The organism is Blautia sp. HCP3S3_D9, from assembly GCF_052063845.1.
Taxonomy (GTDB): Bacteria; Bacillota; Clostridia; order Lachnospirales; family Lachnospiraceae; genus Blautia_A.
The window spans coordinates 54029-75370 of sequence record NZ_JBQHWS010000004.1 but is presented as its reverse complement, the minus strand read 5'-3'; the positions used below and the strand labels follow the sequence as shown (position 1 = coordinate 75370).

The window sequence follows — 21342 nt, the reverse complement described above, 5'->3', positions numbered from 1 at the left end:
TTTTTTCTGCTGTATTTCAGCATTCTTTTTGGTTACCACCGCCACCGTTTCGCTCCGGCAGTTCATACGGCCATAACCCATATCAGCGGAAATCCCCTTTGTATGTTCCGCCAAAGTTTCTGCTACTCTTCTGCTGCGTTTGCAATATACATTACAGTCAGCATACAGAAAATGAACGCCTGCATGATTCCTGAGAACCAATCAAAATAGACGGACAGGATCGCAGGTACACCGACATCAAGAATCGGTATCTGTGACAGTACATCTCCCACTAAACCAGGGATCAGTCCCAGAAGTGCGGAACTTGCAACTGCCAGTGCTCCATAAATAAGACCATTGATTACCACACCGGAAAGGATATTTCCAAAGTGACGACACGCCATACTGACGGGTGTTGCCAGTTCAGAAAGAATATTAAACGGTGTCATAACTGCGATCGGGGTTGTAAATCCTTTCAGATAGCCGCCGAATCCACTGGTCTTGATCTTCTGTGCTGTGATCATAATAAAGACCACAACTGCCCATGCCGCCTCTGTTGAGAGGTCTGCTGTCGGGCTTCGAAGTCCCACAAGACTGATCAGGTTGGAAACCACACTTGTTGCAAAAAGTGCTGCAACAAATGGTATCAGGTATCTGAATTTCTCACCCATATTTCCGATTACAAAGCTGTTGGCTTTCTCTACTATGAGCTCTGCCACTGCCTGGCGCTTGGAAATATTCTCTTCTTTCAGATCATGGGTAAGCCAGATACATAATCCTGTGATCAGGATCATAACCAGCCAGCTTACCACCATAGTTTCACTGATCTTTAATTGCCCAAGAACAGGCACATCGATCGGCAATGTAAAGAATATCCTTGCCCCGGTAATATCCAACTCCATACTCTTCATTCACCTCCTGTCTTTACCGGTACTGTTTTCCGATTTGATGAAACAGATATTTGTAATCTGCCGTTACTTCTTAGTATGAAAAATCCCTGCAATTTTAATTCCTGTTCCAGGAAATAAAAGAGGAACAATTCCAGCTACAAAATGGAAGCACGGAGCAACGATCGCGATGATCACCCAGAGCATCTGAAGCAGCATTCTCTGTGAATAACTTGCCTTGATCTTCATTCTGGCTGTATCTTCATCTGTCGCCGCAGCTGCTTTCTGTACTGCTAATCCCATAAAAAAGAAATTAAGGACTGCCACACATCCTCCAAGTGCCCCGCCAAAGAATACCGTATAATCAAACGGTACCTTCTGAGGCATAAAAGCGTGTAACACTCCAAATACAATCCACATTAATATCAACCCGATACCTGTGATCATGGCGACTCTCTGTGTTTCTTTCTTCACGGCCGGCTGAATATTCTCCATTACGCTCATATAAATCTCCTTTCTATTTCTGTGTACCATTTTACCTGTCTGTTATCATCATACGTGTCTGTTAAACGATACTTTGTTTTTCTTCTTTTTGTTCTCTTTCTTCTGCTGTCTGTTAATAGAAAGATAAAATTTATATGCCACCGTTGCGGAGCCTCCAAGGCCAAAGAAAAAACCGGGGATGTAGATCCAGCCCCCGACTCCTGTCTTGGAAACAATGAACCAGCAGGCTGCCAGGCACAATAAAGTAGGTGTTATGAGAGACAGACCAAGCTGCGATAACATGGTGACATTTCTGATAATCTCTGACCACTGTTTCATCGTCTTCTCCTTTTTAATCTTAGGCGAAGTAAATGAGAATCTCTCTCATCAGCATTTCTTCCTGCTGATGTTCCACCGCCTCCGCCATTTGCTCAATTCACCAAATGCAATTATAACATCCTTTGAATTTATAGTGAAATTTTATCACATTTCAAACACAAATTCAATGAAGTTGTACAAATTATTCAAATTTATTTTTTCTTACCAATATTTTTTGTAATATTTTTATCATTCCTGCTAATTTTATATCACACTGCTTTGTTAAAATTCTCAATAACCCGGATTCTTCTTCCAGTATTCTACGTCTTCTATAAATCATTTCTGCCAAAATATTCTGCTTATTTATAATATAATTTCACGGAACGACTTTGTTTTATAAAAGCTGCAAACAATATCCTGCAGAATAAAAAAACACGAAAACAAAAACGTCTTCTTCTGACTTTTTGCTTTCGTGTCTCTTATAATTCCAGGAGTAAAAGATTCTTTTCCCCTGATCTGTTATTCTTATTATTTATTCTGTATACAGATAAGCACTGAAATCCGGATCATCCAGACTTTCTGCATCGATCCATGCCGGATTCAGAAGCAGATTCTTCTCAATGGTTACGGACTTCTTCGGAGCTGTTGTCTCAGCAGCTGTCCAGATTGTCTGATATCCCATCGCATACGGCTGCTGGGAAACACATCCGATCTCATCGCCATTTCTGATTGCTTCCTGCTGCTTTGTTGTAGCATCTACACCAACCAGTGCCGGAGCATCTCCTTCATCACTCTTCTCAAGGTCAAGATACATTTCTGTTACATCGGCATTTGTACAGAATACTCCATCGAGCCCCGGATATTTCTCCAGAACTTCCTGCATGGCAGCTTTCATATCATCTACCTGATCTGAATAAATGGTCTCTACTACCTCAATATCTCCATACTTCCCGATATTATTCATAAAACCATCCACGCGATCCTGGACGCTCTTAGTCTTCTGCTGTGCAGAAAATACGGCAACCTTACCCATTTTTCCAAGTGCACTTCCAAGCTGGTAAGCTGCCATCTTACCTACCTGCACATTATCAGTTCCTCTGTATGCTCTCACCAGCTTCTTTTCAGATACATTAGAGTCAAATGCAATAACTGGAATCCCATTCTCTTTAGCTGCCTCAAGCTGCGCCTGACAGGAGTCCATATCACTTGCAGAAATACACAATACATCCGGATCCTCTGCAATAACAGCATCTATAGTATTAATCTGACTCTCTACATCCTCTTCATTGTCCGGTCCTTCAAAAGTCATGGTAATCTGATCATCTTTCTTAAAGCCGTACGCTTTGTTGATTGCTTTTACAGCTTCCTCCATGCCTTTCTTAACCATTTTCCAATATTCGCCCTTGGTAGCCTTACTCACTACTGCAATTCTGGAACCTGCTTCAATCTTAACGTCTGTATCAATCTCCGGAATAAGCGGACTTTCATCCTGTTCGTCCACTGCTTCTGCTTCTGAATCAGTCTCTTCGATAGCGTCTGCCACTAATGGCTGGATTGTCTCTTCTACTTCTGCCCTGCTACAACCTGTCAGCATAGTCAGCCCCGTCACCAAACCTATCGCTGCTACCGCCGCTCTTTTCATTTTAATCTCCTCATCCTTTCAATAGTACAATTAATTATTACAATTTTGTTGAACAGCATATTTCTTTCTACATTATACACATTTTACGAAATTCGTCCAGAGATTTTACACATTTTTCACTTTAGTTTCACACATCTACAGGAAAAACGAAACCACTTTTACATCACATATTAAAGTAATTCATAAATAGCACATCTTAATCCAGTTCATCCGTGCACAAAATCGTGTATTAGAAAAATTTCAACAATTATCCGATACGATTCCAACCTTTAAATGCACTTCCTGCCGGAATTACCTGAAATTCCATTTTCTTCTTTGTAACCGGATGTTGAAATCCCAGCTTCGCCGAGCAGAGTGCCAGCGGTTCCTGTCCGCTCTTCTGCGGATTATATTTCCTGTCACCCACAAGCGGCATTCCCACATGTGCCATCTGTACGCGGATCTGATGATGTCTCCCGGTATCCAGACAGATTTCCAGAAGATTTCTTCTCTGTCCCTGCACCTCTCTCGTTTCCAGCAATTCATATGACAGCACTGCTTTCTTCGCACCTACAGTTCCTGCTGCTACAACTGTCGAATTGTTCGTTCTATTGTCTTTCTTCAACCAATCCTCCAGAGTTGCTTTCTGTACTTTTACTTCTCCCTCCGTTACCGCCAGGTAAATCTTCTTTATTTTTCCTGATGTCATCTGTCTGTTCAACTCAGCTGCTGCTCTGGAATTCAACGCAAATACCAGTACTCCCTCAACTGGCTGATCCAGACGGTGAATAATGCCCAGGTACGGCATCTTACCCGGGACTTTCTGTGCGACATAATTCTTCAGCAGACTCTCCAGATCCATACTTCCAACCCGTGCATTCTGCACTGCAATCCCCGCAGGCTTATGACACACCAGAATATCTTTATCTTCATATATAATATAATCTCTAATATCTTTAATCCACATAAAAAAACTCTCCTTTTCATGGAGAGTATATCCTACTTTTCAATTTCACGCAATAATCGATTCCAGTCTGCCAATATATCCGTTAACTCTATGCCATTGGCTCATATCGTACCAGGCAATGATTTTCGCAATACACCGAATTTTGCATATTAAAAACGGTCATCACTTCTTACTTTCCTCAATTTCAAAAATGATGACCGTTTTAATGTTCTTCGTTATTCAATTTATTTTCCTCTTAGTATTCTTTCTATAATAATATTTTATTTACAGATTACTTTTTCAGGTTTCCATATTTAATTTTTCTATTATAAATTTCTCTTCTGATTCCCTGCTCATAATTCATATGCGTTATCAATAATCTGATTCAAATTTCGCATCTGACTATCAGTTATTTTACTCATAGAACTTACTTAGAAAGTTTTATAGATTTTAAATTATAATTTCACGGATTATAATTTGATGTTATTTGGAAATATCAGATATACTTTTTTCAATTATTCGTGCTAAGCAATTGTAAACTTAACTTCTTAAATCCACAACCGTTTATTTATCTTTTTGTACTTTATCATATATCTTTTGAACACAAATGGCAGATGTTCTGATTATTATGTAAAGTATTTATAAAAAGTATCTTAATATTTCTCTTCAATATCTCCTATTATAAAATATTTGATATTCTTCTGATGCAAAGCTTCAATCTATATCATCCTCTGCAGATATACATTTCAAAATATCGTTCTTACCAACAATTTCTCTGTTACCTGAAACTATTCTTTCCGGCTAACTATTGAGATAAGGGTTATATTCTTTCGATAAATATTTCTTTACACATTTATCAAAATCTTTGTATCAGGTCTGTGACAGATATTCAATATAAGTTATCGCTTCTATAATCACCTTGGATACGATTCTTTTCCTTACTGAACTGTGCGTATATTTTTTATATAAGGAAAAAACTTCTTCATTTCATTTCTGTATCAGGTCTTTCTTGCAGGAAATGCGATACCCATCACTCTTATATTGATGATGTTATAACTTCTTTCCCAATGGAATCACCTAAACCTTTCTGTTATTTTCATCCTTTTCATTGGAACATTTATATATGCTATGAATTGAATGAATTTCTTTGATTATTTATTTTGTTTCCTGTTTTCTTTTGATGGACTTATAATACCACCCATCTTCTTATTTGTCAATACATTTTTGCTATTTATTTCATTATTTTTGTTATATTATTGTTTTATTTGCATTAATTTCATAATATTTATATTTATTCCGTTCTTTTCTGACTATTTATGCTAGTTATACAAAAACGGCGCAGCCATATAATCTACAGCTGCGCCTCATACATCTTATTTTCTATTATAATTGATCAGGCATCCCTTAAGGATAATCTCACGTTCATCATCCGTAAGTTCTCCAAGAGTTACCTCAAACTCTTTCAGTCCGTTGTCACCAACAACATATCCTTTGATCACATCATCCTTCTCTGATACTGCCTTACGGATTTCCGGGAAGAACAGGTAGTCTCCGTTTGTGAATGGAAGCTCACCCTCTTTGATCAGGAATGGAAGCATACCCCAGTTAATCAGGTTGGAACGATATCTCTTCGTTGCATACTCATTGGCAACATTTGCCCATCCGCCAAGTACCTTCTGGCAGGATGCTGCCTGTTCACGGGCAGAACCGTCACCAGGTTTCACTGCGAAGATCGTACTTCCGACACCAACATTCTCTTTGCTGACATCCGGGTAATCCTTCTTGATCACTTCCATTACAGGTTTCAGTTCCGGAAGTGCTTCTGCCGGACATTTGCCCTCCTGGATCGCTTTCTGTGCTTTCTGAACTTCTTTTGCACGTCCCACATAAGCAGGATCTTTTCTGGAAAGTGTGAACTCTGCCAGTCCAAGCGGGTTGGAACGATAGGAAGAAGTTTCACCGGATGGGATCAGCTCGTCTGTTGTAGTAACAGGGTCATGAATCTCAGAAACTACTTTCACGATCAAATTCTCCGGAAGTGCTGCCATCTCCGGCCAGTCCTTGATGTTTGGACCAAACTGGATCTCTACACTTGGATCAGCTACGCCCTTGCTGTCAAATACACGATTCTCATAAATTGTCTTGTCAAAGAAATATTTCTGACCTGTGTAGCCGCCTGTGTAATCCTCTGCGGAAGTCAGGAACCCTTTGTTTGCTGCTGTTGCTGCAATGGAACGTGCATCCATAAGTGCAACAGAAGAAATCTGACCATTCTGGATCTTGGAACCTTCACGGTTCGGGAAGTTTCTGGTTGTGTGGCGGATACTGAACGCATTGTTTGCAGGAGTATCGCCGGCACCGAAGCATGGTCCGCAGAAAGCAGTCTTCACAACTGCACCTGTTCCAAGCAGTTCTGCCAGAACGCCATTCTTAGCCAGTTCCATGTAGATTGGCGTACTTGCCGGATAAACGCTTAATGTAAAGGCATCTGCACCAATGCTCTTTCCTTTCAGGATATCAGCTGCTGCGCAGATATTCTCGAATCCGCCACCTGCACATCCTGCGATGATTCCCTGTTCTACATAAAGTTTGCCACCAATGACTTTATCTCTTAATGTATAAGGAACTTTTCCGTCAAGGCTGATCTGAGCTTTCTTCTCAACATCTGCAAGGATGTCATCCAGATTTGCTTTCAGTTCGTCGATGGTGTATGTATTACTTGGATGGAACGGCATAGCGATCATTGGCTTGATCTCGCTGAGGTCGATTTCTACACATCCATCATAGTATGCGGTTGCGCCTGGTTTCAGTTCTTTGTAATCTTCGCTTCTGCCGTGGATCTCATAGAACTCCTGGATCTTCTCATCTGTCTGCCAGATAGAAGAAAGACAGGTTGTCTCTGTTGTCATTACATCCACACCGATACGGAAATCAGCACTTAAGTTTGCAACACCAGGTCCGACAAATTCCATTACTTTATTCTTTACATAGCCGTTTGCAAAAACTTTGCCGATGATCGCAAGGGCAACGTCCTGAGGACCTACGCCCGGACGCGGAGAGCCGGTGAGGTAGATTGCAACGACGCCCGGCATATTGATATCATATGTCTGAGAAAGAAGCTGTTTTACAAGCTCCGGACCGCCTTCGCCCATTGCCATTGTGCCAAGAGCACCGTAGCGGGTATGGCTGTCTGAACCGAGGATCATTTTGCCGCCTGCTGCAAGCATTTCTCTTGCAAACTGATGGATAACTGCCTGATGAGGTGGTACGTATACGCCGCCATATTTCTTGGCGCAGGTAAGTCCAAACATGTGGTCATCTTCATTGATAGTTCCGCCTACTGCACAAAGAGAGTTATGACAGTTTGTCAGAACATATGGCACCGGGAACTTCTCAAGTCCTGAAGCACGGGCTGTCTGGATGATACCAACAAATGTGATATCATGGGAAGTCAGTTTATCGAATTTGATCTGAAGCTTCTCCATATTTCCAGAAGTATTGTGCGCTTCCAGAATTGAATAGGCGATGGTGTTCTTTGCTGCTTCCTCTTTGGAAACAGGAACATCTGCCTGATTCTCCGGAACGATCTTCTGACCATTCAGTAAATATACTCCGGTATCGTATAATTTCATAATGTATCCTCCATTCTGTTTTTTTGCGTTATGTACATCTGCCGCTGTTCATATGCTGCTATCCCGGGACATTTAAGTCCAAAATTTTATTGCTGCAGGCAATCTGAGACAAATTCCGTCCCGCGTACACTTTGACACGCTAATTTATGGAAATTTTAAATTTTATTATAGAGTATTCCCGACGAATAATCAAGTCCGGCGACGCAAGTATTTTTTCCAAAACAAACCACATAAAGAAGTCCCCCGGAAAGTAAGGAGTCACACACCTTCCAGGGGATTCTTGGCTAAATCATAAGGGGAATCGGCAATATCAACCTTTTACAGCTCCGGATACCATACCTTTGATGATTTCCTTGCTGAATGCGAAGTAGAGAACAACAACCGGCGCCATAGTGATCAGCATGGCTGCCATCTGCTTCGGATAGTCTGATGCAAACTGTCCTTTGAACTGAGTCAGTGCAAGAGGAACTGTCTGCAGGCTTACGTCTTTAATAAGAACTAATGCGAATGAGAATTCATTCCAGCAGCTGAATACCTGAATGATCGCTACTGTTGTAAGGATCGGGCGGCAGATTGGAAGGATGATCGTCCATAAGGTATGGGTGAAGTTACTTCCATCGATCGCTGCTGCCTCTTCCAGTGAAACCGGAATTGTTTTTACATAACCTTCTACCAGGAAGATTCCCATCGGAAGACCAAAGGAAACGTATGGAAGAAGAAGGGTAAACCATCTGTTGTTAATTCCACATCTCTGGAATACAACGTAAATCGGAACCAGAAGGGAATGGATCGGGATCAGCATACCCATCAGGAACATTACATATAATACACGGTTTAATTTGAAATGAACACGTGAAAGGATGTAACCTACGATAAAGCTGAACAGGATGATCAGGATAATGGAAAGTCCTGTTGTTCTTACACTGTTAAGCATTGATTCACCCAGATGATAATCCTTGTTGCTGAGGATCTTTATGTAGTTGATCAGTGTCGGATTCTTTGGCAGACCCATGATATCTGCGTTAAATACACGTTTCTCTTTCAGAGAAGAATATGCCATCCACACGATCGGGAAAATACAGGAGAGTGAGAAGATAATGAGGATCACGTTCATGACCACTACTGCAACCCCTTTTCTCACTTTATGAGTTTTAGGTGCGTTCGTATTCATAATCTTATGCCTCCTTTTCCCTGGTCAGATATTTGATAAGTCCCTGTGAACCTCCGATCACCAGAAGAGATAATACGAAGATCGCTACAGAAATACAGCTACCATATCCCATGTTACTCTGACTGAAGGATACCTGATATCCGTACATCGCCATAACCATGGATGCAGTACCAGGACCACCCTTTGTCATAACATAGATATTATCGAAAGCTTTCATATTACCGGCTACGCAGAGGGTAATACATACAAGCATTGTGTTCTTGATCAGCGGCAGAGTAATGTACCATGCTGTCTGGACTCCATTTGCTCCGTCAATCTGTGCGCTCTCAAAAATCTCAGAGTCGATTGATGAGATAGCGGACAGGATAATTACCATATAATAACCAATGAACTGCCAGATCAGCGGGATTGTTACGCAGAGCATAACGATCTTGGAATTGTTTAACCATACCTGGCAGAGATCTTTTCGGCCGATTGCTTTTAAGAACCAGTTGATCAGACCGTATTTATTGTGGTAGATCATATTCCAGATCAAACCAATACAAACTGCTGCGATCGTACTCGGGAAGAAGCCGAATGTACGATGGATACCTTTTAATTTAGTAGATTTTGCATTTACCATAAGTACAAGGATAAATGCGATACCAATCTGACCAATAATACATGCGATTACAAGATAAATGTTGTGTCCGAATGACTGCCAGAATGTGGTATCCTGGATCAGCTGTTTATAATTTGCAAGTCCGTTGAATGTCTTCATCGGACCGCCTTTCCACTCGAAGAAACTGTATACCAGCGCAGTTACCAGTGGAACGAATACGGTAAATACAAACATCAGAACAGGTATGATCAGATATAAAATAAGCGTTTTCTTTTTGGGCTTGATTGTCGTCAACATATGCTGTACCTCTCTTTCCTGAAAAAAACTCCTAACCACATGTTCACTTAGTGAACAAGCATACGAATTTGTGCTGGATCGCCAGCGAACAGTAACTTCTTATACTATTACAGAAAAGTGCCCATTCATATAATAGTACAAAACCGCTCCGCCCACCGCAGTGGGCAGAACGGTTACTTTGCATTGCTTTCCGTAACCGAATCAGGAAACTGTTCAGTTCGGGTCAGTTTTTAATAATTCTCTTCGTATGCTTTCTGAGCGTTTTCAGCTACTTCTTCAGGTGTCATTTCACCGTTCATCATAGTCTGAAGGTCTGTGTTCAGAACATCCCATACAGCACTGTTGATGTAGGAGTCATAAATCTCGCATTTTGTTGTATCAACATATGAATAGTTGTAGAAATCCTGTGTGATCTGGTCAAATTTGCTCAGGTCAACATCTTCTGTCTTTGTTAATCCGCCAAGTGCATAGTTCTCAGCTACGTATGTAGAGAATGCAGGTCCTGTGATTTCCTGTGCAAGGTCGATAGCTGCTGCTAATTTGTCAGGATCGTCTGCAACCTTAGGGTTGATTGCTACAGCGTATCCAAGACCGATGTTCTGAGAATCAGGATCTTCTGTTGCATCTGCTGGCTGTGGAAGAACTGCAAATCCGATGTTATTGAATTTCTCTTCATCGCTGTCTTTCAGAGTTGCTGCGATGTAGGATTCATCCCAGTTACCACCGATGAATGCTGCTGCGTCACCGGAGATATAGTATTCACGTGCATCTTCGTTTGTTACGGAGTTATAATCTTCGTTGAAGATATCTGTTTCTGTGAACAGGTGCTGTGTTTCTGTCAGAGCTTTTACAAATGCTTCATCTGTAAATGCTGCGCCGCCTTTGTCGATCAGGCTCTGGAACCAGTCTTTACCTGTGCATCTGTCACCAAGTGTGGAAAGAAAGTCACTGTTTGCCTGCCATTTTCCACCATTACCAAATGCTACAGTGTCGATTCCCTGATCTTTGAAGTATTCAGAAGCTTTCTCTACGTCTTCCCATGTTGACGGGAATTCATCGTATCCTGCTTCTTTCCACATTGCTTTATCATAGATAACTACTGTACAGGTACCACCTGTCAGTACAGGATATCCATAAAGCTTGTCGCCATCTTTAAATGGTGTGAAGTAATCCTGATCATACTGATCATAATATGGAGAAGCTTTGATGGTATCTGTCAGGTCCATGATCAGTCCCTGCTCTGCCCATGCTTTAGTATTCATACCCTAAAGGAGGAATACATCCGGAAGGTTATCTGCTGCTGCAAGAGTAGCGATCTGTGTTTTGTATTCTGCGTTTGCAAGAACGTTCTCATTTAAGTTGATGTCCGGATGAGCATCGTTCCATGCTGCTAATACTGTACGGAATCCATCAGATCCACCATTTCCTTCAGATTCTTCAGATGTGGAGTAATGCATAATCTCCAGATCTCCTTTGTAAGCCAGATCGTTGTTTGCTACGTCTGTTGCTGCGCTTACCATTGATGCTCCCATCATGGATGATACTGTTGCTGCTGCCAGAGCAATTGCCATTACTTTTTTCTTCATTGTGTGTCCTCCTTTAGAAATAAATGATTTCTTACACATTGGTGTGTGATGTGTTCTTCTGCTTACGCTTTCGAAACACATTTTTGATTAAGTTTTGTTTGGTTTCGCTCTACTTAATCGTTTTCTTTCCTTTATTAAACAGCATATCACCCAATTTGTCATTGGTCTTTTTGCTTAAATTATGCTTTTCGTATAATTCGCATTATATTTAATCTATTTTATTATGCATATTTACTCAATTCGTTTTCGTCAAGATTTTTATTATTCTTATATTTTTCGACATTTCTGTAGTTTGTGAATCAATTTTCAATTTTCTAGCGTAAACGTTTTCGTTAAAATTCCAACACCTGCCCCCAGATTTCCGCCATTTTCCAGTAACACTTTCGCTTTTCGCTGTAGTGAAGTGTTCTCAGGAAGCTCTTCAAGAGGTGTATCCGGTGTTTTTCCAAATAACCACTCCATATATTCCTTGTCCTCAGGCAGATCCTTCTTAATAACGAAACGCTTCTGAAACTTTCGAATATTAGAAGTTTCCTTTACAAGCTCCGCCAGTCTCGGTGAAAGAAGCCAGGATTCGCAAAAATATTCTGCACCAACGTATTCCGGATAAACACGCCTGATAAAATCCTCTGCCATTCTTAAAGATTCCTCTACCTCCTCCGGGATAAACACTGTATCTGAAGGAATGTGGATACTGATCGCATCTTTCCCTTCAAACGCAGTCAATTCATATTCCAATTCTCCAATCCGAAACAACGTCATACTTACCTGACGATATGTCCACCATCCACGATCAAACAAAACCTCCCCCGTTCTCTCTCTGCGCTCTCCCAGAAATCTGGTAAAACATTTCATTGTATTAAAATAAATTTCATCTGAAATTCCCAGCTCCCTATATCTGTCATAATCCCGGCACGCACATACAAGCTGACACATCAGCATTTTCATATTGCCCGGATCCTTTCCCAGACAATTCACCAGCTGATGATACGCCTTCTCAGCTGTTCCTCTCTCCATAAGGTTATTTAACTGACGCTCCATCTCCGCCAGATTTACCTTCTCATACTCCTCAAACACTCTCCCACAAGCTTCCTGCGGAAGCTGTATTCCTTTACACAATTCCTTTAATTCCATTTCGTATATCCTCCCATTGTATTTCATATTTTGCTGCACTTTAAACTTATATCCCATTATAACATTTTCACACCCAAACACCACCCGCGAGACCAACATCAGTGTAGAAAAATATTTCATTTCATGTGCATTTGCAGGATGCTTAGATATTCTTAGTTTCTAAAAATCTGCGTTATGAGAAATCAGAGACACTGTCTGAGCACAGCGAGTTTGGCTCTGATTTCTCATGCTTTTAGCAGATTTTTAGGAACTTAGAATATCTTAGCGTCCGAAACCGCACATGAAATGAAATATTTTTCTACACGTCCCTCTTCCCTTTACTTTCCCCCAAAAATAAACTATACTCTATACTATCTTTTGTTCTAATCAGGAGGATTTTTACTATGTTTCGCTTATGGGGAAAAATATGGAAAGATAACCATTTACTAAAAGATACCGTAATCTGCGATGATTCCAAAGACACCCGGACACATAAGATTTTCCGCGGTCTGGAAAGCATCTGCTACGAAATGGATCTGGGCAATCCGATCTGGCTTGACTCTACGGTCAAACATTTCAAAAAACATGGAAAAGCAAGATTTTATCAGGATAATTTCATAGAACAGATAGACTTTGATTATCTGGAAATCCAGGTAATCGAAGAAGACGATGATTATTGATCAAATTCTTAATCTTTTTTTACATGTCATATACTCATCACCACTTAACGGATTTCTGCCATTCCGGAATGAATATGTATGTCGTCTCAGGCAATGTCTTCTTCTGAAACTACATATTTCATTCCAGTTTGACAGATCATTAATTATTTCCGGGATCATTCCATAAACTCTCGTATGATCTCCCGCATGATTTCTTCTTCCTCAGGCGTAAGCATTCTGCTGAAATGACTTCCTGTAGCCGCAGTCTGACGAATGCTTTCTGCAATGTGCTCTACAATCGCTTCTTTCGCAGTCTCATCCGGTTTTTCCGCTGCCGGAACTTCTTCCACCCAGGTTCGAACATGCTCTACATAATCTGAAAGAGTATTCATCAGAAGCTCTTCCCTGTATGTAAAGTCAAGTGCCTGTCTCAGCAAAAGCAGTGTTGCAGGAACAATGGCTCCCACATACAGATATGCCAGCGGCATTCCGTCCCATCTCATATTTTCTGAGTACAGAAAAAAAGCCAGTCCAAGAAGAGCCGTACAGAAAAGTGACGGATACCATACAAGCCGGTTCATGCGGTTTAACAGCTTGTCTCTTGTTTTCCAGAGATTCATCCATTTCTCTTTGAGGTTTGATTTCAGCTCTGTGTTTTTTCTGATCAGTCTTCGGTAAGTAAGATGTGTGGCCAGCATCCCCAGTGCGCCAAGTCCGCCCAGCACGATCATGGCATAAAGCAGAAGATGCAGATTCATAATTTTCTCCAGCATAACATCCTCCTGATTGAACTGATAAAGTCATTATACTGCGGTCTGCACAAACAGGGAACTAAAATCGTTCATCAAATTCCTGCATAAAAAAACAGGATCTGCAGATAGATCTTCCATTCAGACATGGAATGTCTCTATCTGCGATCCTGTTCTATTTTTAATTATACAAATATACTATATTACCCGTTATCGATAGACACTGTAAATTGAAACAAGAAACTACCCCATCTAAACCAGGCAGATCTTATCAATTGAAACAAGAAACTTACTCAATTTCGGTAAATCCCTACATGTTCTGCAGTTTCTCAACCACCTCTTCAAATTTCATAAAATGAGATGCTTTCACAAGGATGGTATCTCCATTCTGAACATATCCATCCAGATGTGCCAGCAGGCTCTCTCTGTCCGGTTCGTAGACTACCTTGAGGTCCGGGTTAGTCTGGATTGCTTTGTCTGCCATGTTTTTACAAAGTTTTCCTGTGCAGATCAGTACATCAATGTCACACTTGCCGGCATGTTCACCGACTTCTTCGTGAAGCTGCACTTCATTCTCGCCCAGTTCACCCATATCACCGAGAACTGCGATCCTGCGACCTGCACCATCCTGCAGGACATCTAAGGATGCCTTCATGGACATTGGGTTTGCATTATAACAGTCATCTACGATCAGAAATTTGTCTGTTTCAATCATTCTGAAACGTCCACTGATCGGTTCCAGACTTTCGATTCCAGCTTTGATCTGATCTGTTGTCAATCCATAAGTATTTCCTACAGCAGCTGCTGCCAGAGCATTGTATACCATGTGGCGGCCAGGCATTGGAATGTCTACGGTAAATGCAGTACCTCCCATATGGATGGTGCATGTCATTCCTTTTAAGCCTCTGCTCACGATCTCATCGCCGTAAACCTGGCATCCATTGCTCATTCCAAAGAATACAGGTTTAATGCCTTCATGGTCTTTGACTGTGGAGAGTTTATCGTCATCACCATTCAGAACGATATGTCCGTCAGGTTTGAGGAACTTGAAGATTTCTGTCTTTGCTTTCAGGACACCATCACGGTCTCCTAAGTTCTCCAGATGACAGGTTCCGATGTTTGTGATCACGCAGGTGTCCGGTCTTGCGATCTGTGCAAGTCTGGTCATCTCGCCGAAATCACTGATTCCCATTTCAAGGACTGCCATTTCGTCTTCGTCACGGAGACGAAAAACAGTAAGAGGCAGGCCTAGTTCGTTGTTAAAGTTTCCCTGTGTTTTCAGGGTACGGTATTTCTGACTCAGTACAGAAGCGATCACTTCTTTTGTACTTGTTTTGCCGACGCTGCCTGTGATCCCCACTACCGGGATCTGGAGCTGTTTTAAGTAAAATTCTGCGATATCCTTAACCGCCTGCAGGGAGGATTCTACTACAATGTACGGAAAGTCTGCGTTCTCGAGTACACGCTCGGAAAGAGTTGCAAGTGCACCTGCTGCCATTACCTGCGGAATGAATTTGTGTGCGTCTACACGCTCGCCAACGATAGGTACGAACAGACACCCGGCTTCTGCTTTTCTGCTGTCTGTGGTGATGGACATAACTTCTTCCTGCAGTTTGTCTGCCGGACCATAGTAGGTGCCGCCGCATACGCGGGCGATGTTTTCCAGAGTTAAATTCTTCATAATATTCTCTCTATATCTTCTTTCTTATAATCTGATATTCAACCAAACCATATAATTCACTAAAATAGAATGATTTTATATATTTGAAATCAAGAACTTTCCTGATTTACCCAAATCACTGTCTGTCAAATTTAACTGAATTAAGTAAGTCCCCTGCTTCAATTGTGAAAAGAAGCAGCAATGGATGGTGCTTTTTTATATTCACTCGACAGTATTTGGTTCAACAAAGTCTATATTCTATTTATACTTCTTCATAGAAACTTCAATCAGTTTCTCACATAAGGTCGGATAATCGATTCCCAGAACCTTAGCTTCCTGCGGGATCAGACTGGTCGGAGTCATTCCAGGAAGTGTGTTTGCTTCCAGACAGTACATGTCGCCGTTTTCTTTCATCATGAAATCAAGGCGACAGTAGCCTTCCATAAATAAAGCTTTCGCACCGGCCTCTGCATAGTACTGCATTTTTTCTGTAAGTTCCGGTGAAATTTCAGCAGGGCATGTTTCAATTGTGGAACCTGCCTGGTATTTGTTCTTGTAATCATAGAAGCCCTGTAATGGTGCGATCTCGATGATCGGATAAGCTTTTCCATCCACTACTGCTACAGAAAATTCGCGGCCTTTGATGTATTCTTCGATCACAACTTCGTTCTCATAGGAATAAGCATCTTTCAGCGCCTGCTCATATTCTGCCTGATCATTTGCAATGTAAACGCCTACACTGGAACCACCACAGCATGTTTTTACAACTACAGGGAATTCTATTCCGAGAGCTTTGAGGTCTGTGGTCATTTCGTCTTTTGTCATGGAAATCCCGCGCGGTGTCGGCACATTGTTCATCAGGAACATCTGCTTTGTGATTCCTTTATCCATTGCCATGGCACTGCTTAAGTAACCGGTTCCTGTGTATTTGATTCCCATCAGATCAAATGTTGCCTGCACTTTTCCATCTTCTCCGTTTGCTCCATGGAGACCAAGGAAAACGATGTCTGCTGCTTCGCAGAGCTTCAGAACGTTTGGTCCGAAGAAGTTTCTTCTCTCTTTCTTCATTTCTTCAATTTTGTCATTGAAGGATGACATGTATGCAGATGCTGCTTCTACATCATATTCTGCCGGGAAAGGATTTTCCCAGTCTACGTTCTCCACGCCGCAGAAAATATCCACAAGGATTGCCTGGTGGCCTTTCTGGCGTAATGCTGTACATATTCCTGTTCCTGATGTGATAGAAACTGTACGTTCTGTACTTGTTCCCCCCGCTAATACTACTATCTTCATTCCTATTCTCCTTTATTCATAAATCACAACTGGTGTGTTCTTTTCAACATTACTGTAGATGATCTGTACCTGATCGGACGGTGCGCAGATACTTCCATGAGTTCCCTCAAATTCATAAAGCTGTTCACCGAAAGCTGTCCGCCATGGGGCATCATTAATTCCCAGATTTCCGTCAAACTGTATCCAGTAGTTTACTGCAGACGGATAATCTTCACCGTTTATCGTACATCCACTCTTCAGTTCGCCTACCGTATAGCATCCTGTCGGAGTTGCGCAGTTTGGCACATATGGATTTCCTGATACGATCTGCGCATCTGCAGTTGGCGTTCCATCCTTATAGAATACCATTCTCTGGGCGGTCAGGTCAATCTCTATGTAGGTATATCCCAGATCATTTGTCTTTCTGACCAGTCCTTCATGAGCATAAACCGGTTCTCTTACCTGGGTTTCGCCATTCTGGATCAGTTCCATAAGAGCCTTTGTCTCTGCTTCCTGGTCTATCTGCCATCCGTAGGTTCCTCCGCCTACAGAAATCTGACGGCCATCATAGGTATTGAATGTTCTGTCTGTTCCCACTGTGTCGTACTTTGCCGCCAGTTCACTGATATACGCTTCTATCTGCGTTTTGTCAAGAGTGTAAAGACCGTTTTCGTCTGTTGTGAGCCAGTTTTGAATTACTTCCCGGTCTACAGTCTCTGTGCGGTCGTCAAAATCGTAAGTGATGATCACATCTGTAAGCTTGTTTATCAGGTCGCAGTTTTTGACCAGTGTTTCGTTGTCCTGATAAATGGACGGTTCTTTGTAACATCCGTCTGCCTCCAGATCAATCGGCGTTCTTCCCGTAAGGAGAGCCTGGATGATATCTTGCGTTGTTTCCTCTGCTTTCAGCGCATTTCCCTGTTCTTCCGGAATGATCACGAATTTGTCATCTTTTTCTTCAAGATGAGCGTCTGACGGTTCTGTAACATTGTCCTGCTGCATGCATTTCAATCCGGAAATGGCAACGTTTACTTTTTGCTCATCGTATTTTATAGATGATGAAATTTCGTATTCTTTGTGCTGACTGAATTCCAGAAACCATGTAAAACGGTTCTGGTTTTTGATCAGATTATTGACGCTTCCATCGGAATCGTAGGAAAGTCCGGCCTGTTCAGCAGTGATGCTCTCCTGCCCGTTGTTTCTGGTATTAATGGTAAGGACATAAGCCCCTACTTTCTTCGTGAGTAAGTCTTCGGATTCTGATACTGTCATGTAGGAGCAGTTAAAGCTGTTTACCATGGAGCCCGGTAAAAAGTGCTCTGTGAAATAGTATACGCCATATCCATATGCTCCGGCGGTCAGCAGGAGTAAAATTACGATCAGACTGACCATGATCTTCTTTCTGGTGCTCACAATATACTCTCCTTTCAAATCATATAGTCTCTTTCTAGCTACGACAACCGAATTCGGGCAAAATGTACTGCAAAACGGGGCATGCAGATTGCTCATTCCTAAAGGTTCCTGCTTTATTTTATCGCTTGCTGTTCAGCTGATTTTATCAAATGGTTCTGTCTCTGTTTGTAATTTATATATTTATAAACAGCAACCGCCCGGCAAAAATTTATGCCGGGCAGTTTCATTATTACATTATTTATCCTGAAAGTAAATATGATTTGGTTCTATTTTAAGCGTTTTCCAGTAATTTCTCTACACTTGTAAGTTTTACGCAGAGTACAAATACTTCTGCTGCTTTTCCAAGGTCTTCGAGTGTCGGGAAGCTTGGTGCAATACGGATGTTAGAGTCTTTCGGGTCTTTTCCATATGGGTATGTTGCGCCTGCTCCTGTGAGTACGACACCTGCTTCTTTTGCTTTGGCTACGATTGCTTTTGCACATCCTTCCATGGAATCGAAGGAGATGAAGTATCCGCCGTGTGGTTTTGTCCACTCGCCGATTCCGAGACCACCAAGTTCTTTCTCAAGAGTATCGAGTACCAGTTCGAATTTCGGACGGATGATGTTTGCATGTTTTCTCATGTGTTCGTGCAGTCCGTTGAGATCTTTGAAGAATCTTACGTGACGTAACTGGTTTAATTTGTCATGTCCGATCGTCTGGATCTGCATGTAGCTGCGGAAGTCTTCCAGGTTTGCTTTGGATGCTGCAACTGCTGCGATACCGGAGCCTGGGAAGCTTACTTTTGATGTTGATGTGAATTTGTATACAAGGTCAGGGTTGCCTGCTTTTTCGCATTCTTCGAGGATTTCTACGAGGAAGTCCTGGTTGTCATCGTAGAGATGATGGATGCTGTATGCATTGTCCCAGTAGATACGGAAGTCAGGTGCTGCTGGTTTCAGTCTTGCGAAACGCTCTACTGTTTCTTTGGAGTATGTGTAGCCCTGTGGGTTGGAGTATTTCGGTACGCACCAGATTCCTTTGATGGCTGCATCTTCGCTGACGAGTTTCTCTACCATATCCATGTCAGGTCCCTGTGGTGTCATTGGGACGTTGATCATTTCGATTCCGAAGAATTCTGTGATCTTGAAGTGACGGTCATATCCTGGTACAGGACAGAGGAATTTTACTTTGTCAAGTTTGCACCATGGGGTGTTTCCCATTACGCCGTGAGTCATGGAACGTGCGATGCTGTCGAACATTACGTTGAGGCTGGAGTTTCCGTAGATGATGATGTGGTCAGGGTCTACTTCGGACATTTCTCCGAGAAGGCGTTTTGCTTCCGGGATTCCGTCGATGACACCGTAGTTACGGCAGTCTACGCCTGTTTCGCATTTGAGATCTGAGTCGCTGTTTAATACGTCCATTAACTCCATGGAAAGATCGAGCTGGTCTGCGGCTGGTTTTCCACGGGACATGTCGAGGGCTAATCCCTGTGCTTTGATGTCTGCGTATTCTTTATCCAGCTGTGCTTTGAGTGTAAGCAGTTCTTCTTTGCTCATGTCGCTGTATTTTTTCATAATATTCCTCCTTGTTCTGCCATGGATGGATGTTTTTGTTTTCCGTATAGGACAATCATTTGTTTTTCCTGTGGCAACAGTTTTTGTGCTTTTTACATTTTAGTATGGTAAAGTGGGGTTGTCAAGTGTTTTTGTGGAATTGTGAATATTTTACCAAAATATAGAGAAGAGACGCGCGAAGAAGCATCTGTCTGTTGGTTCTTCGCGCTGGATATTGGACAAATAACATTGTTGCAACATTCTTATATCTTGATGTTAAGGTCAAAAGGTATTCTACCCCTAACTTGATATCTTAATTATTAAGTATCCTGTCCCCATATTTAGACTTTTACACTTGTACAATTGGGGTTACAAATAAATACGAGATATTGTTATAATGAATAATATATAGATGCACACATATTAACATTGGGTTTTCGCAAGGAGGAAAGCACATAAGGAAGATGAGTAGAAAATAGGTTTCTGTTTTGCTGGCGTTTTGTATGTTGGTTTCTATGACCGTGGTGTCGCCTGTTGTGACCTGGGCGGGGGCGTTGCCGGAGTCGGTGACACTTGTTGCATATCCTGAACGTGATTATCAGTTTTTTGAGCGTATATCGACTAAGGCTTCTGAATTGAATACGAGTAATAAGTCGGTTGTTTCTATTAAACAGGTAAAGCAAAAAGATACCTCTTTTGGTAAGTATTATCTTTATCTGAAGGCTCAAAAGCCGGGTACTGCTGTTGTATCTGTGAAGTTGAAGGGAAAAACTTATAAGACTAAAGTTATTGTAAAGAAGTATGTGAATCCGGTTCAGTCTGTAAAGATTGGCAGTACTTCTGTTTCGGGTTCTAAATTTAATTCTTCTTCCGTTGTAAATCTCAGCTATGGAAAGTTTGCCAATAAGAAGGTTAAGACCACTGTTGTTCTGAAAAATGGATGGAAATTGGATGACTATTATTATTGGAATTCAAAGCAGCAAAGTGGTGCTATGCTTCCTGGTTTTGAGTATTTTCTGAAGGGTGAGCAGGAAGGAAAAACTGTAATTAATGGTCATAAGATTTCTGTAAAGGGTGGCAAAGGTTTTGAAATTCTTATTCCTGCAATAAATGAAAAGTCAGGATTAATGGAATATGTTTCTTTGGGGCTTAAATAATCAAGCGGATATTCGCAATTGAAGCAGTGGGCTTACTTAGTCCGGTTAAAAAGGCAAGTCGAAACTCCTCGAAAGTTTCGGCTTGCCTTTTTTGATATAACAGAGTATATTGAAACCAGTTAACAGATCTTTTAACTGTCTGAATTGTTCTTATCAGGATGACCTGATATCTTTTTTTATTTCTAATGTATCCATTTTTTATGAACATCAATGAATGAATATGTCCAGAAATCATATCCTATAAGTAAGAGCTTCTTTTTT

19 protein-coding genes and 1 pseudogene are annotated in these 21342 nt (G+C 41.5%); 3 read left to right on the top strand and 17 right to left on the bottom strand.

Features of this window, described 5'->3' with window-relative positions:
* Positions 1-122: 122 nt before the first annotated feature.
* From ACTNES_RS02080 to ACTNES_RS02025, 12 genes are all read right to left on the bottom strand, one after another.
* Positions 123-881: a F0F1 ATP synthase subunit A gene (locus ACTNES_RS02080; protein WP_216458694.1), complete on the bottom strand. Its 759-nt coding sequence runs from the start codon at positions 879-881 to the stop codon at positions 123-125.
* Positions 882-953: 72 nt separating this feature from the next.
* On the bottom strand, positions 954-1370 hold the full coding sequence (locus ACTNES_RS02075; RefSeq protein ID WP_291809492.1) for a hypothetical protein: 417 nt from the start codon (positions 1368-1370) through the stop codon (positions 954-956).
* Between the two features lie 48 nt (positions 1371-1418).
* Entirely contained in the window at positions 1419-1688 is a 270-nt protein-coding gene (locus tag ACTNES_RS02070; protein WP_216458685.1) for an AtpZ/AtpI family protein, read from the bottom strand.
* Between the two features lie 181 nt (positions 1689-1869).
* Positions 1870-2016 carry a hypothetical protein gene (locus ACTNES_RS02065; RefSeq protein ID WP_291809486.1) on the bottom strand — a complete coding sequence of 49 codons (147 nt, stop codon included), beginning with the start codon at positions 2014-2016 and terminating at the stop codon, positions 1870-1872.
* A gap of 183 nt (positions 2017-2199) precedes the next feature.
* The gene (locus ACTNES_RS02060) at positions 2200-3309 is read right to left on the bottom strand and encodes a substrate-binding domain-containing protein (protein ID WP_291809483.1); all 1110 of its coding nucleotides are present in this window, start codon (positions 3307-3309) and stop codon (positions 2200-2202) included.
* A gap of 247 nt (positions 3310-3556) precedes the next feature.
* Complete coding sequence (locus tag ACTNES_RS02055) at positions 3557-4255, bottom strand: RluA family pseudouridine synthase (RefSeq protein ID WP_291816689.1); 699 nt, start codon at positions 4253-4255, stop codon at positions 3557-3559.
* A gap of 1352 nt (positions 4256-5607) precedes the next feature.
* Positions 5608-7866, bottom strand: a complete 2259-nt coding sequence (locus tag ACTNES_RS02050; RefSeq protein WP_291809477.1) for a hydratase — start codon at positions 7864-7866, stop codon at positions 5608-5610.
* Positions 7867-8176: 310 nt separating this feature from the next.
* Entirely contained in the window at positions 8177-9037 is an 861-nt protein-coding gene (locus ACTNES_RS02045) for a carbohydrate ABC transporter permease (protein ID WP_291816691.1), read from the bottom strand.
* A gap of 4 nt (positions 9038-9041) precedes the next feature.
* A complete protein-coding gene (locus ACTNES_RS02040; RefSeq protein WP_291816693.1) occupies positions 9042-9935 on the bottom strand; it encodes a carbohydrate ABC transporter permease in 894 nt (297 codons plus the stop codon).
* Between the two features lie 230 nt (positions 9936-10165).
* Entirely contained in the window at positions 10166-11161 is a 996-nt protein-coding gene (locus tag ACTNES_RS02035) for an ABC transporter substrate-binding protein (RefSeq protein ID WP_441038429.1), read from the bottom strand.
* Positions 11162-11200: 39 nt separating this feature from the next.
* On the bottom strand, positions 11201-11521 hold the full coding sequence (locus ACTNES_RS02030; protein WP_291809465.1) for a hypothetical protein: 321 nt from the start codon (positions 11519-11521) through the stop codon (positions 11201-11203).
* Positions 11522-11827: 306 nt separating this feature from the next.
* On the bottom strand, positions 11828-12655 hold the full coding sequence (locus tag ACTNES_RS02025; protein WP_291816696.1) for an acyltransferase domain-containing protein: 828 nt from the start codon (positions 12653-12655) through the stop codon (positions 11828-11830).
* 383 nt (positions 12656-13038) lie between these two features.
* Between ACTNES_RS02025 and ACTNES_RS02020 the strand changes: the two genes are divergently transcribed.
* Positions 13039-13314, top strand: coding sequence for a hypothetical protein (locus tag ACTNES_RS02020; protein ID WP_291809458.1), 276 nt, complete (start codon positions 13039-13041; stop codon positions 13312-13314).
* Between the two features lie 155 nt (positions 13315-13469).
* Here the strand turns inward: ACTNES_RS02020 and ACTNES_RS02015 are convergent, their stop codons facing one another.
* From ACTNES_RS02015 to ACTNES_RS02000, 4 genes are all read right to left on the bottom strand, one after another.
* Complete coding sequence (locus tag ACTNES_RS02015; RefSeq protein WP_291816698.1) at positions 13470-14066, bottom strand: hypothetical protein; 597 nt, start codon at positions 14064-14066, stop codon at positions 13470-13472.
* A gap of 286 nt (positions 14067-14352) precedes the next feature.
* On the bottom strand, positions 14353-15723 hold the full coding sequence (locus ACTNES_RS02010) for a UDP-N-acetylmuramoyl-tripeptide--D-alanyl-D-alanine ligase (protein ID WP_291816699.1): 1371 nt from the start codon (positions 15721-15723) through the stop codon (positions 14353-14355).
* A 237-nt stretch (positions 15724-15960) separates the two neighbouring features.
* Positions 15961-16995 (bottom strand): D-alanine--D-alanine ligase family protein, encoded by a 1035-nt coding sequence (locus ACTNES_RS02005; protein WP_441038428.1) that lies wholly within the window; start codon positions 16993-16995, stop codon positions 15961-15963.
* 12 nt (positions 16996-17007) lie between these two features.
* Positions 17008-18387, bottom strand: coding sequence for a peptidoglycan binding domain-containing protein (locus ACTNES_RS02000; RefSeq protein WP_441038427.1), 1380 nt, complete (start codon positions 18385-18387; stop codon positions 17008-17010).
* A 39-nt stretch (positions 18388-18426) separates the two neighbouring features.
* Between ACTNES_RS02000 and ACTNES_RS01995 the strand changes: the two are divergent.
* Positions 18427-18489 (top strand): annotated as a pseudogene (locus ACTNES_RS01995) (DUF6783 domain-containing protein); the annotation flags it as partial.
* Between the two features lie 169 nt (positions 18490-18658).
* Here the strand turns inward: ACTNES_RS01995 and ACTNES_RS01990 are convergent.
* A complete protein-coding gene (locus tag ACTNES_RS01990) occupies positions 18659-19945 on the bottom strand; it encodes a PLP-dependent aminotransferase family protein (RefSeq protein WP_216458672.1) in 1287 nt (428 codons plus the stop codon).
* Between the two features lie 482 nt (positions 19946-20427).
* Here ACTNES_RS01990 and ACTNES_RS01985 point away from each other — a divergent pair, with 482 nt between their 5' ends.
* Positions 20428-21081, top strand: a complete 654-nt coding sequence (locus ACTNES_RS01985; protein WP_291816153.1) for a hypothetical protein — start codon at positions 20428-20430, stop codon at positions 21079-21081.
* Positions 21082-21342: the final 261 nt, after the last annotated feature.

What these genes read in the sequence shown, in the direction of transcription:
- ACTNES_RS02080 (WP_216458694.1), bottom strand. Translation starts at nt 881, where the DNA reads ATGGAGTTGGATATTACCGGGGCAAGGATATTCTTTACATTGCCGATC.
- ACTNES_RS02075 (WP_291809492.1), bottom strand. Translation starts at nt 1,370, where the DNA reads ATGAGCGTAATGGAGAATATTCAGCCGGCCGTGAAGAAAGAAACACAG.
- ACTNES_RS02070 (WP_216458685.1), bottom strand. Translation starts at nt 1,688, where the DNA reads ATGAAACAGTGGTCAGAGATTATCAGAAATGTCACCATGTTATCGCAG.
- ACTNES_RS02060 (WP_291809483.1), bottom strand. Translation starts at nt 3,309, where the DNA reads ATGAAAAGAGCGGCGGTAGCAGCGATAGGTTTGGTGACGGGGCTGACT.
- ACTNES_RS02055 (WP_291816689.1), bottom strand. Translation starts at nt 4,255, where the DNA reads ATGTGGATTAAAGATATTAGAGATTATATTATATATGAAGATAAAGAT.
- ACTNES_RS02050 (WP_291809477.1), bottom strand. Translation starts at nt 7,866, where the DNA reads ATGAAATTATACGATACCGGAGTATATTTACTGAATGGTCAGAAGATC.
- ACTNES_RS02045 (WP_291816691.1), bottom strand. Translation starts at nt 9,037, where the DNA reads ATGAATACGAACGCACCTAAAACTCATAAAGTGAGAAAAGGGGTTGCA.
- ACTNES_RS02040 (WP_291816693.1), bottom strand. Translation starts at nt 9,935, where the DNA reads ATGTTGACGACAATCAAGCCCAAAAAGAAAACGCTTATTTTATATCTG.
- ACTNES_RS02035 (WP_441038429.1), bottom strand. Translation starts at nt 11,161, where the DNA reads ATGGACCTGACAGATACCATCAAAGCTTCTCCATATTATGATCAGTAT.
- ACTNES_RS02030 (WP_291809465.1), bottom strand. Translation starts at nt 11,521, where the DNA reads ATGAAGAAAAAAGTAATGGCAATTGCTCTGGCAGCAGCAACAGTATCA.
- ACTNES_RS02025 (WP_291816696.1), bottom strand. Translation starts at nt 12,655, where the DNA reads ATGGAATTAAAGGAATTGTGTAAAGGAATACAGCTTCCGCAGGAAGCT.
- ACTNES_RS02020 (WP_291809458.1), top strand. Translation starts at nt 13,039, where the DNA reads ATGTTTCGCTTATGGGGAAAAATATGGAAAGATAACCATTTACTAAAA.
- ACTNES_RS02015 (WP_291816698.1), bottom strand. Translation starts at nt 14,066, where the DNA reads ATGCTGGAGAAAATTATGAATCTGCATCTTCTGCTTTATGCCATGATC.
- ACTNES_RS02010 (WP_291816699.1), bottom strand. Translation starts at nt 15,723, where the DNA reads ATGAAGAATTTAACTCTGGAAAACATCGCCCGCGTATGCGGCGGCACC.
- ACTNES_RS02005 (WP_441038428.1), bottom strand. Translation starts at nt 16,995, where the DNA reads ATGAAGATAGTAGTATTAGCGGGGGGAACAAGTACAGAACGTACAGTT.
- ACTNES_RS01990 (WP_216458672.1), bottom strand. Translation starts at nt 19,945, where the DNA reads ATGAAAAAATACAGCGACATGAGCAAAGAAGAACTGCTTACACTCAAA.
- ACTNES_RS01985 (WP_291816153.1), top strand. Translation starts at nt 20,428, where the DNA reads ATGTTGGTTTCTATGACCGTGGTGTCGCCTGTTGTGACCTGGGCGGGG.